Source organism: Bacillus sp. SRB_331, from assembly GCF_003264175.1.
Lineage (GTDB): Bacteria > Bacillota > Bacilli > Bacillales > Bacillaceae_G > Bacillus_A > Bacillus_A mycoides.
The window spans coordinates 403,510-416,941 of sequence record NZ_NADV01000021.1 but is presented as its reverse complement, the minus strand read 5'-3'; the positions used below and the strand labels follow the sequence as shown (position 1 = coordinate 416,941).

13 protein-coding genes and 2 other annotated features are annotated in these 13,432 nt (G+C 35.2%); of the genes, 12 read left to right on the top strand and 1 reads right to left on the bottom strand.

Annotation, left to right across the window (positions count from 1 at the left end; translation table 11 throughout):
* Nucleotides 1-91: 91 nt before the first annotated feature.
* From B5P42_RS16205 to B5P42_RS16170, 8 genes are all read left to right on the top strand, one after another.
* Nucleotides 92-1,852 carry an ABC transporter ATP-binding protein gene (locus B5P42_RS16205; protein ID WP_002189288.1) on the top strand — a complete coding sequence of 587 codons (1,761 nt, stop codon included), beginning with the start codon at nucleotides 92-94 and terminating at the stop codon, nucleotides 1,850-1,852.
* Between the two features lie 86 nt (nucleotides 1,853-1,938).
* A complete protein-coding gene (gene hitR / locus B5P42_RS16200; RefSeq protein WP_002031358.1) occupies nucleotides 1,939-2,616 on the top strand; it encodes an envelope stress response regulator transcription factor HitR in 678 nt (225 codons plus the stop codon).
* Nucleotides 2,613-3,686, top strand: coding sequence for an envelope stress sensor histidine kinase HitS (hitS, locus tag B5P42_RS16195; RefSeq protein ID WP_060752143.1), 1,074 nt, complete (start codon nucleotides 2,613-2,615; stop codon nucleotides 3,684-3,686). The genes hitR and hitS overlap by 4 nt, the downstream gene beginning before the upstream one ends.
* Before the next feature lie 168 nt (nucleotides 3,687-3,854).
* The gene (locus B5P42_RS16190; protein WP_000818985.1) at nucleotides 3,855-4,574 is read left to right on the top strand and encodes a 3-ketoacyl-ACP reductase; all 720 of its coding nucleotides are present in this window, start codon (nucleotides 3,855-3,857) and stop codon (nucleotides 4,572-4,574) included.
* 149 nt (nucleotides 4,575-4,723) lie between these two features.
* The gene (locus B5P42_RS16185; protein ID WP_060752147.1) at nucleotides 4,724-5,395 is read left to right on the top strand and encodes an O-methyltransferase; all 672 of its coding nucleotides are present in this window, start codon (nucleotides 4,724-4,726) and stop codon (nucleotides 5,393-5,395) included.
* A 133-nt stretch (nucleotides 5,396-5,528) separates the two neighbouring features.
* Nucleotides 5,529-6,407, top strand: a complete 879-nt coding sequence (locus tag B5P42_RS16180) for an aminoglycoside 6-adenylyltransferase (RefSeq protein WP_060752142.1) — start codon at nucleotides 5,529-5,531, stop codon at nucleotides 6,405-6,407.
* A gap of 160 nt (nucleotides 6,408-6,567) precedes the next feature.
* Nucleotides 6,568-7,398, top strand: a complete 831-nt coding sequence (locus B5P42_RS16175; RefSeq protein WP_002031366.1) for a peptidoglycan-N-acetylglucosamine deacetylase — start codon at nucleotides 6,568-6,570, stop codon at nucleotides 7,396-7,398.
* A 70-nt stretch (nucleotides 7,399-7,468) separates the two neighbouring features.
* Nucleotides 7,469-7,807, top strand: coding sequence for an SdpI family protein (locus B5P42_RS16170; protein WP_002012358.1), 339 nt, complete (start codon nucleotides 7,469-7,471; stop codon nucleotides 7,805-7,807).
* A gap of 43 nt (nucleotides 7,808-7,850) precedes the next feature.
* Here the strand turns inward: B5P42_RS16170 and B5P42_RS16165 are convergent, their stop codons facing one another.
* Nucleotides 7,851-8,459: an NUDIX hydrolase gene (locus B5P42_RS16165; protein WP_113734653.1), complete on the bottom strand. Its 609-nt coding sequence runs from the start codon at nucleotides 8,457-8,459 to the stop codon at nucleotides 7,851-7,853.
* Between the two features lie 81 nt (nucleotides 8,460-8,540).
* Between B5P42_RS16165 and B5P42_RS16160 the strand changes: the two genes are divergently transcribed.
* From B5P42_RS16160 to thrB, 4 genes are all read left to right on the top strand, one after another.
* Nucleotides 8,541-9,179 carry a pyridoxamine 5'-phosphate oxidase family protein gene (locus tag B5P42_RS16160; protein WP_002012360.1) on the top strand — a complete coding sequence of 213 codons (639 nt, stop codon included), beginning with the start codon at nucleotides 8,541-8,543 and terminating at the stop codon, nucleotides 9,177-9,179.
* Nucleotides 9,180-9,415: 236 nt separating this feature from the next.
* Nucleotides 9,416-9,647, top strand: a binding site (T-box leader).
* A gap of 116 nt (nucleotides 9,648-9,763) precedes the next feature.
* Nucleotides 9,764-9,995 (top strand) — a binding site (T-box leader).
* 155 nt (nucleotides 9,996-10,150) lie between these two features.
* The gene (locus B5P42_RS16155) at nucleotides 10,151-11,446 is read left to right on the top strand and encodes a homoserine dehydrogenase (protein ID WP_113734652.1); all 1,296 of its coding nucleotides are present in this window, start codon (nucleotides 10,151-10,153) and stop codon (nucleotides 11,444-11,446) included.
* Nucleotides 11,439-12,497, top strand: coding sequence for a threonine synthase (gene thrC, locus B5P42_RS16150; protein ID WP_002189302.1), 1,059 nt, complete (start codon nucleotides 11,439-11,441; stop codon nucleotides 12,495-12,497). Before B5P42_RS16155 ends, thrC begins: the two co-directional genes overlap by 8 nt.
* Complete coding sequence (gene thrB / locus B5P42_RS16145; RefSeq protein ID WP_002189304.1) at nucleotides 12,494-13,387, top strand: homoserine kinase; 894 nt, start codon at nucleotides 12,494-12,496, stop codon at nucleotides 13,385-13,387. The genes thrC and thrB overlap by 4 nt, the downstream gene beginning before the upstream one ends.
* Nucleotides 13,388-13,432: the final 45 nt, after the last annotated feature.

The window sequence follows — 13,432 nt, the reverse complement described above, 5'->3', positions numbered from 1 at the left end:
AGAAAAAAGTGTGTTTACATTCAGTTTACATTTATAGCGTATTCTAGTTTTAGAAAGAATAGTTTTGTTTATAACGAGGAGATGAACGACAATGGAAGTTAGGAATACAGAAAAGAAAAAAGGGAATTGGAGGCAGTTTTTACGTCTCATTCAAGATACAAATCCACCGAAAGGCATTCTTATTTTTGCATTAATAATGAGCTTACTTTCTACTGGAGCGAGTTTGTTTATTCCAATGCTGACAAAAGGTTTAGTTGATAATTTTTCACTTTCTTCAATTAGTACGGGACAAATTGTTGGATTAATTGCATTCTTTATTATTCAAACAATTGCTGCGGGATTGTCTATTTATTTACTGAATTATATTGGACAAAAAATTGTGGCTGGACTTAGGGAACGATTGTGGAAAAAGGTACTTATTTTACCAGTGTCTTATTATGATCAAAACAGAACGGGAGATACAATTAGTCGTATGACAAATGATACAGGTGTTGTTAAAACATTAATTTCTGAGCATTTGTCAAACTTATTAACAGGCGGTATCTCAATTATTGGGTCATTAATTGTATTATTTGTTTTAGACTGGAAAATGACAATTTTACTTTTAACGGTTATTCCATTATCGGTACTAATTTTAGTTCCACTTGGACGGAAAATGTATAAGATTTCAAAAGCACTTCAAGATGAAACGGCTTCTTTTACTAGTGTATTAACACAAGTACTATCAGAAATTCGTTTAGTAAAATCTTCAAATACGGAAAAAAAAGAATATGAAACAGGTAATACAGGTATCCAAAAATTATTGCAATTTGGTTTGAAAGAAGGAAAAGTGCAAGCATTAATTTCACCTGTTATGTCGTTTGTTTTAATGGCATTGCTTGTTATTATCGTAGGGTATGGTGGAATGCGAGTTTCTAGTGGTGCATTAACAACAGGTGAACTTGTAGCATTTATTTTGTATTTGGTTCAAATTATTATGCCAATGAGTCAGTTATCAATGTTCTTTACTCAGTTCCAAAAAGCAATTGGTGCAACCGAAAGAATTAATACGATTTTAGAATATGAAGTAGAAGATCATGAGACAGGTATGAATGTTACAAATGCGAAGCAGTCGATCGTTATTGAAAATGTACATTTTGAGTATAACGAAGAAGAGAAAGTGTTGAAAAATATCGACTTTACGATTGAATCTGGAAAAGTAACAGCGATTGTAGGACCAAGTGGTAGTGGAAAAACAACTTTATTCTCGCTGTTAGAACGTTTTTATGAGCCAACTAGTGGTTTCATAAAATTAGGGAAAGAACCAATTACAGCATATTCATTACAATCATGGCGACGTCAAATTGGTTACGTTTCACAAGATAGTCCGTTAATTGATGGAACGATTCGTGATAATATTTGCTACGGTGTTGAGGGTGAAGTGACGGATGAAGAAATTGAAAAAGTAGCAGCGATGGCGTATGTTGATGCGTTTATTCATGATTTACCAAGTGGATACGCAACAGAAGTTGGAGAGCGTGGTGTGAAGCTTTCTGGAGGGCAAAGACAACGAATTGCGATTGCTCGAGCGTTACTACGAAACCCGCAAATCCTTATGTTAGATGAAGCGACGTCAAGTCTTGATAGTAAATCGGAATCGGTTGTTCAGAAGGCGTTAAATAACTTAATGAAAGGTAGAACAACTTTAGTTATTGCGCATAGACTTTCTACTGTTGTAGATGCAGATAAAATTATCTTTATTGAAAAAGGGAATCTTACAGGAAGTGGCTCACATGATGAGTTATTACGGACACATGACATGTACCGTGAATTTGCAATGCAACAATTGAAAATTAAAGAAGGAGCATTATAGAATGAAAACAATCAGTGAAGGGGCACTTCACTGATTGTTGATTTTAGAGTGCTAAAAAGTATGTTAAGCAGAAAGGATATGATTCCTTGATACCCAAAATTTTAATTGTAGATGATGATCCGCACATTAGAGAACTTGTTTCTGTATTTTTGGAACGAGAAGGTTTTCAAACATATGAGGCCGTTGATGGATTAGATGCTCTTCGAAAAATAGAAGAAGTGAAAGTCGAAATGGCGATTATTGATATTATGATGCCAAATATGGATGGGTTTGATTTATGTTATGAATTAAGAAAATACTATGATATCCCAATTCTTATGCTGACTGCTAAAGGTGAAACATCTCAAAAAGTAAAAGGATTTCACCTCGGAACAGATGATTATCTTGTAAAACCATTTGATCCTTTAGAATTAGTTGTGAGAGTGAAGGCATTATTGAAACGTTACCAAATTACAGTATCGCAATCTATTCAAGTTGGGAATGTACTGTTAAATCGTAAAACATTTGAAGTTAACGTTGGAGAACAAACGGTGACGCTGCCGCTAAAAGAATTTGAGTTGCTCTTTACATTAGGATCTAAAGCGGGGAGAACTTGTTCAAGAGAGCAATTAATAGAAGACGTATGGGGATATGATTTTGAAGGGAATGAACGCACGCTAGACGTTCATATTAATCGGTTGCGTGAAAAGTTTCAAGAAGAGTTATCGAAGTTTAGCATAAGGACGATAAGGGGCTTAGGGTATCGCTTAGAGGTAAGTAAATGAGAAAAAGAGAAAGAATGAGTAAGATGAAGATGTTAAAAGTAATGGGGGCGATAGTAGCGCTCTTTACTTTTCTTACTATAATTTGGTCAATAGCCTTTTTTGTATCGTCTAGTGTAATGAAAGCTTTTGAAATAAACGTATCGCCTTTTATTACTTTTCTAATTAGTGATATGGTCGGCTTTGTTTTTATCGTTCTTATTTGGATATTAATCGGAATTTTAATGAGACCGAAGCGAGAGGCGATGATTTGGACGATCATTGAACCGATACAAAAAATTGCAAAAGGGGACTTCTCTGTAAAAATACGGAATGAAGAAAAGTATGATGGCGAAATTGGTGTGCTTGTAAAAAGTATTAACGATATGACGGATGAACTTAATGCAATGGAGAAAATGAGACAAGAATTTGTATCGAATGTTTCTCATGAAATACAGTCGCCATTAACATCTATTAAGGGATTTGCTCGAGCGCTACAAGATGATAATCTACCAGTTGAAAAAAGAAAACATTATCTTACTATTATTGAAACTGAAACAACGCGATTATCTAAATTGAGTCAAAATTTATTGAAGCTAACACTTTTAGAGTCAGAGGAGTATTCACCAGAAAGAGCTACTTATCGATTAGATCAACAGTTGAAACAAATTGTGTTAAATAGTGAGCCTCTTTGGGATGAAAAAGGACTTGAGCTAGATCTTGATATGGATAAAGTGTGTGTTACTGCAGACAAAGAAAGTATGAGCCAAGTATGGATTAATTTAATTCATAACAGTATTAAATTCACACCAAATGGTGGCACGATTACAATTCATTTAAAAGAACATAAGGAATTCCTGGAAGTAAGTATTCATGATACGGGAATTGGTATATCCGAAGAACAGAAACAACATATTTTTGAACGTTTTTATAAAGCGGATTCTTCACGAAACCGTGCTTATGGAGGAAGTGGATTAGGTCTAGCAATTGTAAAAAAAGTACTCGACCTTCATCAAGGAAAAATAAAAGTTGAGAGTGTAGAAGGAAATGGTACAGAATTTATTGTGTGTATTCCAAATCATGAAGAAAAATAGTGTTAGAAGGAGGCCTTCTAACACTATTTTTCTTTAAAAATGCATTTACCATTACTATAGTTACCTATAAGTAACCTACGCACATAAAAGTGCATCATTGCCTTTTTACATAAACATAGATACACTTTTAATATAATAAACAACTGAGAAGATTAAGGAGTGTTACACTTGGCAGAATTATTACAAGGAAAAAATGCTTTAATTACAGGAGCAGGTAGAGGGATTGGTCGCGCTGTAGCGATCGCATTAGCGAAAGAAGGCGTAAATGTTGGTCTTTTAGCTCGTTCAGAAGAAAACTTAAAAGCAGTTGCGAAAGAAGTAGAAGCAGAAGGCGTAAAAGCTGTTATTGCGACTGCTGACGTATCTTCATATGAAGAGGTAACTACTGCAATTGAAACATTAAAAAACGGTTTAGGATCTATCGATATTTTAATTAATAACGCTGGTATTTCTAAATTCGGTAAGTTTTTAGAATTAGACGTTGCTGATTGGGAAAAAATCATTCAAGTAAACTTAATGGGTGTATACTATGCAACTCGTGCAGCTTTACCAAGTATGATTGAACAACAATCTGGTGATATTATTAATATTTCATCTACAGCAGGACAAAAAGGTGCACCTGTAACAAGTGCATATAGTGCTTCTAAATTTGGTGTTCTTGGTTTAACAGAATCGTTAGCGATGGAAGTTCGTAAACATAATATCCGTGTAACAGCTTTAACACCAAGTACAGTAGCAACTGACATGGCTGTAGACTTAGGATTAACTGATGGAAATCCTGATAAAGTAATGCAAGCGGAAGATATTGCAGAGTTTATCGTAGCGCAGCTGAAATTAAATAAACGTACATTTATTAAATCAGCAGGACTTTGGTCTACTAATCCGTAAGGGGTAAATTTATAAACAAAGAAGGGACATCTATTCTGTAATGGAATGGGTGTCCCTTTTTTATTTTTTTGTATGTAAAGCAGAATTGTCGGTATAATGGGAAGTGAATGGTAGAAAAGCATGAAAAACTTGAAGGGGATGGTATTTCCATGAGTACGATTGAGAAATGGACGGCTGTTGATCAATATATGAGTGATGTATTAATACCGAAAGACTCTACATTAGAAGAAGTTCTTCAAGCAAATGCTTCAGCTAATTTGCCGGCACATGATGTATCGCCAACTCAAGGGAAGTTTTTACAACTATTAGTACAAATTCAAGGAGCGCGTAACATTTTAGAGATTGGCACTCTAGGCGGATATAGCACTATATGGCTTGCAAGAGCATTGCCATCGGGAGGCCGAGTTGTTACATTAGAAGCAAGTGAAAAGCATGCTGAAATTGCACGTAGCAATATTGAGCGTGCCAATTTGAATGATAAAATTGAAATACGATTAGGATTAGCGTTAGATTCTTTAAGACAAATAGAAAATGAGAAGTATGAACCATTTGATTTTATTTTCATAGATGCTGATAAACAAAATAACCCTGCTTATTTTGAATGGGCACTGAAACTATCACGACCGGGTACTGTAATTATTGGGGATAATGTAGTACGTGAAGGAGAAGTTATTGACAATACTAGCAGCGACCCTCGTGTGCAAGGGATACGCCGATTCTATGAATTAATAGCTACTGAGCCACGTGTAAGTGCTACTGCGCTTCAAACTGTAGGAAGTAAAGGGTACGATGGGTTTGTAATGGCAGTCGTAACAGAGTAATGTAAGGAGGAAAAAGGGATGAAAAAGAAGTTTCAAAAATTATAACGTGTATCTTGTACAACGAATTTAGCTCGTGGACCTCCAATTTACATAGCTTTATATTATATATTAAAAAATTGGAGGCTATAAGAAGATGAGAACTGAAAAAGAAATGTTAGACTTAATTATAAATACAGCAAAAGAGGATGAAAGAATTCGAGCTGTCATCATGAATGGGTCACGTGTGAATCCAAATGTGAAAAAAGATTGTTTTCAAGACTATGATATTATTTATGTTGTAAAAGATATACAATCTTTTACGTGTAATCATAGTTGGATTAATAGATTTGGAGAAATAATGATTGTGCAAATGCCGGAAGAAATGTCGTTACTTCCAGCTGATAAAGACGGGAAATTTCCGTATTTAATGCAGTTCATGGATGGGAATCGAATTGATTTAATGCTAGTTCCAGTTGATTTAATAAATAAATTTATTGGACAGGATAGTTTAAGTAAATTACTACTGGATAAAGACAAATGTATTGGAGAATTTCCGCCAGCAAGTGATAAAGATTACGTTATAAAAAATCCTACAGAAAAAGAGTTTTTGGATTGCTGTAATGAATTTTGGTGGTGCAGTACAAATGCAGGAAAAGGATTGTGGCGCGAGGAACTTTCTTATGCGAAAGGAATGCTTGAAGGCCCAATGCGTGATATGTTAATCGTAATGCTAGAATGGCATATTGGTATGAAAACAAATTTTACAGTGAATACCGGAAAGTTTGGTAAGCATTTCGAGCAATATGTTGAAAAAGATACGTGGGAGCAATTTAGAAAGACATTTTCAAATGCAGAATATGAAAATATATGGGAGTCATTCTTTGTAATGGGTGATTTATTTAGGGAAGTTGCGAACGAAATTGCTAACACATATGGATATCAATACCCGCAAGATGATGATGACAAAGTGACAAGCTATTTAAAACATGTGAAAGTTTTGCCGAAAGATAGTACATCGATTTATCCCGCATAAACGGGCAGTAAAAACCCCACTGATTAAAGTTTCACTTTATTAATTGTATAAAGCAGTAAGACTGTCCTAATTACGGACAGTCTTATTTTTGTTCATGAATAAGAATTTCTCTAACAAAGTACAGATGAATCACATATGAAATTTTAGGGAGGTTTTTATCATGTATTATTTTTACGCACCAGAAATGTTCGTTCCATTTCATTGGGGACTAGAACGAAATGTTTCGTATGCTTATATGCCATATCATTCATTTTATTATGGAAACTATATAGACGCAGTGCCGTATGTATTAAATGTTCCGCAAAATGATCAAGTCAAAGTGAAGGAAGAGAATCGGGGGTCATGGACACCTTTTTCATGGGTTGAAAAATATGCGTATGCATTTTCAGGACCATACAATAAAGCGGAAGTAGCTCTTACATTTGATGATGGACCAGATTTAGTATTTACGCCAAAAATTTTAGATAAGTTAAAACAATATAATGTAAAAGCTACTTTTTTCTTACTTGGTGAAAATGCAGAAAAGTTTCCGAATGTAGTAAAGCGTATCGCGAATGAAGGGCATGTAATTGGTAACCATACGTATAATCATCCGAATTTAGCGAAAGTAAATGAGGCTGAATACCGTAATCAAATTATAAAAACGGAAGAAATATTAAATCATTTAGCTGGTTATGCACCGAAGTTTATACGTCCACCATACGGTGAAATACTTGAAAATCAATTGAAGTGGGCGACAGAGCAAAATTTTATGATTGTACAGTGGAGTGTTGATACAGTTGATTGGAAAGGGGTAAGTGCTGATACGATTACAAATAATGTGCTAGGGAATTCATTTCCAGGAAGTGTCATACTTCAACATTCGACTCCAGGTGGACATTTGCAAGGATCTGTCGATGCACTAGACAAAATCATTCCGCAGTTAAAAACGAAAGGGGCACGTTTTGTAACACTTCCAAGTATGTTCCAGACATCTAAAGAGAGAAAATGAAAATGTTAATAATTGGGGTTTTAAGAGTTGTATAGTATAATGAAGGTGTAAGTTAGGGGGGATATAATTGATGGATGCACTAGTAAACATAGGAATGAGCATATTGATTGGTATTATATTTATACTTGCGGCACTTATTCTTCAAAAAAATCCACCGACGGATATTAACGCAGCATATGGTTACCGTACGAAACGGTCTATGAAAAATAAGGAATTATGGGATGCAGGTAACAAGTATAGTGCAGAAGTGATGAAACAAAATGGATTCATTATGATGTTAATTGGAAGTGTTATTAGTATACTGTTTAGATATCCACATACAATGATAGCGATTATGATTGTTATGCTGTTGTTAATTATACGATTATTTATACGAGTAGAGAAAAAATTAAAGATACTTGAGCAATAAAAAATAAGACTCCCGAATAAAGTAAGCTGGGAGTCCTATTTTTTTATAAACTATTTTTGTTTAGCGATTCTTGTCCTTGCACTATAACAAATTCATAGTATTCAAGATCATAAGGATAAATATCTTCAAATGTTATCGTTATCGGATTATTGTTTAAAACAGAATTAGTCGTTAAAGATAAAATCTCTCTTCTTAATAGTTGTAGAAAAGAAGTCGCATGTACTTTCATCGCATCGTCTACTTCTTCACCTGGTGCAAATGGAAGTGGTTTTATTACATTGTGGAAATACATATGACAAAACTCACGATCAGTAAGGCTTGAAATTTCATAATCTATTTTATAGATTCCTTTGTATGTTAAATCATTCGTTTGGAAGGAAAGACCCAGTTCTTCCTCAATTTCACGTAGACCGCCAATTAGTACATCTTCATCATGCATAATATGTCCGGCGGATGTAATATCCCATATACCCGGAGCTTCTTTTTTATTATTAGAGCGTAATTGGAAATATAAGAACATATCCTCAGCATCTTTTTCTATAAACCAGCAATGAAATGTTTCGTGCCAATCACCGTCACGATGCACGTCATCACGTAATTTCTTTCCAAGTGTATTTCCTTCAGGATCAAATATTGTTAACCACTCTGTCATTTTAATTCCCCTTTCTGCAAATTTTATTATACAATATTTGTATTGAATTTTGGGAAAATAAAGAAAAAGGAGTGATTATTAGTGAAGATAGAGAATAAGGAAATAAAATCAATAATTTCAACTGAGGAAGAATTACGACAAATATTGGGGCAACCAAGTGAACGGGCTTTGAAAAAAGTTATTTCATCACTTGATCACCATTGTGTAGATTTCCTGTCTAAATCGCCTTTTCTAGTATTATCTACTGCAAATAAATTCGGAGAGTGTGATGCTTCGCCGAGGGGAGACGCACCTGGATTTGTATATGTATTAAATGAAAATAAAATTATCATCCCAGAAAGACCGGGTAATCGTCGTATAGACTCTATTTTAAATATAATTTCAAATTCGCACGTAGGGTTAATCTTTTTTATTCCGGGTCTTGGGGAAACACTCCGAATAAACGGTAAAGCATATATTACGAACGATGAAGAAATTTTGAAAGAAATGCAGGCGAATGGACGCAATCCGTTACTTGGAATTGTTGTTGAAATAGAAGAATGCTATATTCATTGTGCAAAAGCTTTTATTCGTTCAAAAATGTGGGATCCAGAGTCATGGTTAAATAAAACAGAGCTACCTTCAGCACCGAAAATGTTAATGGAGCATGCGAAAGTGAATGCTTCAGAAGAGGAAGTTGCACGTTCTTTAGAAGAAAGTTATAGGGAAAGATTGTATTAAAAATTATTTTTTAAATATAGTGTTGAAGTATGAAACTCTAAACGTTTTAGAGTGAGACTTTAACTATGAATATTGTTAATTTGTATGTGATGAATATATGTGCAAGAGAATAAATCTGTATTAGATGATTTGTTATTTTAAAATATAATTATTCATATTCTTAAAAATTGTGAAGAAAAATAGGCTTGCTTTTTAAAAAGTTGATAACTATAATAAGTTAACAAATAGACATGAACGAAAAAGTAACGATAAGGACATGAGATGATTTTTACGGTTTACAGAGAGGGAAGACAAGGCTGTGAGCTTCCTAACACGAAAAATGATCTTACCACCTTTGAACTTCAATAGTGAACGAGTAATCTAGTAATTATTGACGGTATCAGCCGTTATCTGAACTTGAGCAATCTAGAAGAAAGTAAGTCTAGGTTGGAACAAGGGTGGAACCACGAAAACACATTCGTCCCTTTCCTAGGGATGAGTGTGTTTTTTTTATAGTTTTTAAGATTGAAAATTTAAAATAATTAAAAAATAGTATTGATTTTGTTTTTTATGCGAGTATAATGAGTTAACAAATAAACATGAGCGAAAAAGTAACGATAAGGACATGAGAACATTTTTACGGTTTACAGAGAGGGAGGCCAAGGCTGTGAGCTTCCTAACACGAGAAATGATCTTACCACCTTTGAACTTCAATAGTGAACGAGCAATCTAGTAATTATTGACGGTATCAGCCGTTATCTGAACTTGAGCAATCTAGAAGAAAGTAAGTCTAGGTTGGAACAAGGGTGGAACCACGAAAACACATTCGTCCCTTTCCTAGGGATGAGTGTGTTTTTTTATTACTTTGAAAGGAGGTGCGGTAACATGAAACGATTAGTACGTACGGAAATAACTACCACCTGCATGATTAAAAAGCAGAGTAAGGTGATTCACAGGTGTAACAATTAAACTATTTAGGAGGAGATTAGAAAATGAATAATGTTATTAATGTTGGGGTATTAGGGTTAGGTACTGTCGGAAGTGGTGTTGTCCATATTTTGAAAGAACATTATAAAAAAATCACTCTTGATACAGGATATGAAGTAAAGGTAAAGACAGTCGTTGTACGTGATTTGGAAAAGGAACGTGATGTTTGCATTGATGGAATCGTAGTAACAAGTAATGTCGATGAAGTTCTAAATGATTCAAATATTGATATTGTAGTAGAGGTAATGGGCGGAATTGAAGAAGCGAAAGAGCATATTGTGAAGGCTTTGCAAAGTAAGAAACATGTCGTAACAGCAAATAAAGATTTAATGGCTGTATATGGTGCGGAGCTTCTGCAACTGGCAAATAAAAATGAATGTGACCTATGTTACGAAGCGAGTGTAGCCGGTGGGATTCCAATATTAAGAGGATTATCAGACGGGCTAGCTTCAGATCAAATTGAAAAAATAATGGGAATCGTAAATGGAACAACAAATTATATGTTAACAAAGATGAGTCAAAATGGATGGTCGTATGAAGAGGCTTTACAGGAAGCGCAAAAATTAGGGTTTGCAGAATCAGATCCGACAGCGGATGTAGATGGACTAGACGCTGCGAGAAAGGTAGCAATTCTTGCAAACTTAGGTTTTTCGATGAATGTTTCTTTAAATGATGTTCAAGTTAGAGGTATTCGAAAGGTTGAAAAAGAAGATTTAGAGATGGCCGAAAAATTGGGATTTACAATGAAATTAATTGGTAAAGCTGAAAAACAAGGATCATCCATTCACTTAAGTGTAGAACCGACTTTATTACCACGTCATCATCCGCTATCGAATGTGAATAATGAATTTAATGCGGTGTATGTTCACGGTCAAGCAGTAGGGGAAGTGATGTTTTACGGACCTGGAGCTGGGAAGTTACCAACTGGTTCTGCTGTAGTAAGTGATATTATTTCAATCGTTAAAAATATGAATCAAGTTCCGAAAAATAAAAGTGCGTTAAAAGAACCAGAGCCTTACGAATTACAAGGAGATGAAGAAGTAGTTTCGAAATATTTCTTACGTATTTCATTACGAGATGAGCCAGGGATGTTACGAAAAGTGACAGAATGTTTCGTTAATTATTCTGTAAGTTTAAAAGAAGTTATTCAATTACCTTTAAATCGCGAACTTGCAGAAGTCGTTGTTGTGACGCATCGAACTTCAAAATATCAATTCGAACAAGTTTTAGGGGCGATAGAAGATGTCGCAAGTGAAATAAACAGTTACTACATTATTGAGGAGGAAAAACAATATGTATAAAGGACTATTAAAACAGTATGCTTCTTATTTACCAGTGAATGAAAACACACCTGATGTCAGCTTAATGGAAGGGAATACACCTCTGATTCCATTATTAAATATATCAAAGCAATTAGGAATTCAGTTATACGGGAAATATGAAGGAGCGAATCCAACAGGTTCTTTTAAAGACCGTGGCATGGTAATGGCAGTTGCAAAGGCGAAAGAAGAAGGGGCAGAGGCAATTATTTGTGCATCTACAGGTAATACATCGGCATCAGCTGCCGCATATGCGGCACGCCTCGGAATGAAATGTATTATCGTAATACCAGAAGGAAAGATTGCGCATGGGAAATTAGCGCAAGCAGTTGCTTATGGAGCGGAGATCATTTCAATAGAAGGGAATTTCGATGATGCACTTAAGGCTGTAAGAAATATTGCTGCAGAAGAGCCGATTACATTAGTAAACTCAGTAAATCCTTACCGAATTGAAGGGCAAAAAACAGCGGCATTTGAAATTTGTGACCAGTTGCAAAACGCACCAGATGTTCTAGCTATCCCTGTTGGAAATGCTGGGAATATTACAGCATATTGGAAAGGGTTCTGTGAATACGAGAAAGAAAAAGGCTATAAGAAGCCCAGAATTCACGGCTTTGAAGCGGAAGGAGCGGCGGCAATTGTAAAAGGACATGTCATTGAGGCACCTGAAACGATTGCAACAGCGATTCGTATTGGTAACCCAGCGAGTTGGTCGTATGCAGTAGAGGCTGCCGAACAGTCTAATGGTGAAATAGATATGGTGTCAGATGAGGAGATTTTACATGCGTATAGATTGTTAGCAAAAACTGAAGGAGTTTTCGCAGAGCCAGGATCAAATGCTTCATTAGCGGGCGTCATTAAACATGTGCAATCTGGAAAAATCAAAAAGGGAGAAACGGTTGTTGCAGTTTTAACTGGAAACGGTTTGAAAGATCCTGATATCGCAATTTCTTCTAATAAATTTGATATTGCAAGTGTGTCAAATGATATAGAACAAATTAAAGATCATATTAAAGGGGTGATTATGTCGTGATACCATTAAGAGTTCGTGTTCCTGCTAGTACAGCGAATGTTGGACCAGGATTTGATTCTGTTGGAATAGCTTTGTCATTATATTTAGAAGTAAGTGTAAAGGAAGAAGCTGATAAGTGGCAAGTGATACATTCTTTTGACGATTCAATTCCAAAAGACGATAAAAATTTAATTGTTAGCACGGCATGTAAAGTATGTCCTTCTTTATCACCCCATATAATAGAAGTTACTAGTAATATTCCGCTGACAAGAGGGCTAGGAAGTAGCGCATCAGCGATTGTAGCAGGAATAGAGCTTGCGAATCAACTTGGAAATTTATATTTAACAACTGATCAAAAGGTTCAAATTGCTACAAACTTTGAAGGACATCCAGATAATGTCGCTGCTTCTATTTTAGGTGGAACTGTAATCGGAGCACTTGATGGAAAAAATGTTTCGGTTGTAAGGATTGAAAGTAAGGAATTAGGCGTAATTTCTCTTATTCCGAATGAAGAGCTAAATACGGATGAAAGTCGATCTGTATTACCAGAGATGTTTCCGTTTCATGAAGCGGTTAAGGCTAGTGCGATAAGTAACGTATTAGTAGCTGCGTTATGTCAAAAGAAGTGGGAAGTTGTAGGTGAAATGATGGAAAGAGATCATTTCCACGAGCCATATCGTTTAGAACTTGTACCGTTATTACCATCAATTCGTAAATGTGCAAAAGAATTCGGAGCATATGGAACAGCGCTTAGTGGTGCGGGACCATCCATTTTTATTTTAACTCCGTACGAGAAGCGTAAAGAAATAGCTGACCAATTAGCGAGAGTATTTGCAGCTATGAAAGTATGTGAGCTTGAAATTGATCATAAAGGGATTACTGTAAATAAGGAAGAACATATTGGATTATAAAGAAAGCTAGCATCGCTAGCTTTCTTTAAGTTATGGAGAATCTAT

What these genes read in the sequence shown, in the direction of transcription:
- B5P42_RS16205 (WP_002189288.1), top strand. Translation starts at nt 92, where the DNA reads ATGGAAGTTAGGAATACAGAAAAGAAAAAAGGGAATTGGAGGCAGTTT.
- hitS (WP_060752143.1), top strand. Translation starts at nt 2,613, where the DNA reads ATGAGAAAAAGAGAAAGAATGAGTAAGATGAAGATGTTAAAAGTAATG.
- B5P42_RS16185 (WP_060752147.1), top strand. Translation starts at nt 4,724, where the DNA reads ATGAGTACGATTGAGAAATGGACGGCTGTTGATCAATATATGAGTGAT.
- B5P42_RS16180 (WP_060752142.1), top strand. Translation starts at nt 5,529, where the DNA reads ATGAGAACTGAAAAAGAAATGTTAGACTTAATTATAAATACAGCAAAA.
- B5P42_RS16175 (WP_002031366.1), top strand. Translation starts at nt 6,568, where the DNA reads ATGTATTATTTTTACGCACCAGAAATGTTCGTTCCATTTCATTGGGGA.
- B5P42_RS16170 (WP_002012358.1), top strand. Translation starts at nt 7,469, where the DNA reads ATGGATGCACTAGTAAACATAGGAATGAGCATATTGATTGGTATTATA.
- B5P42_RS16165 (WP_113734653.1), bottom strand. Translation starts at nt 8,459, where the DNA reads ATGACAGAGTGGTTAACAATATTTGATCCTGAAGGAAATACACTTGGA.
- B5P42_RS16155 (WP_113734652.1), top strand. Translation starts at nt 10,151, where the DNA reads ATGAATAATGTTATTAATGTTGGGGTATTAGGGTTAGGTACTGTCGGA.
- thrC (WP_002189302.1), top strand. Translation starts at nt 11,439, where the DNA reads ATGTATAAAGGACTATTAAAACAGTATGCTTCTTATTTACCAGTGAAT.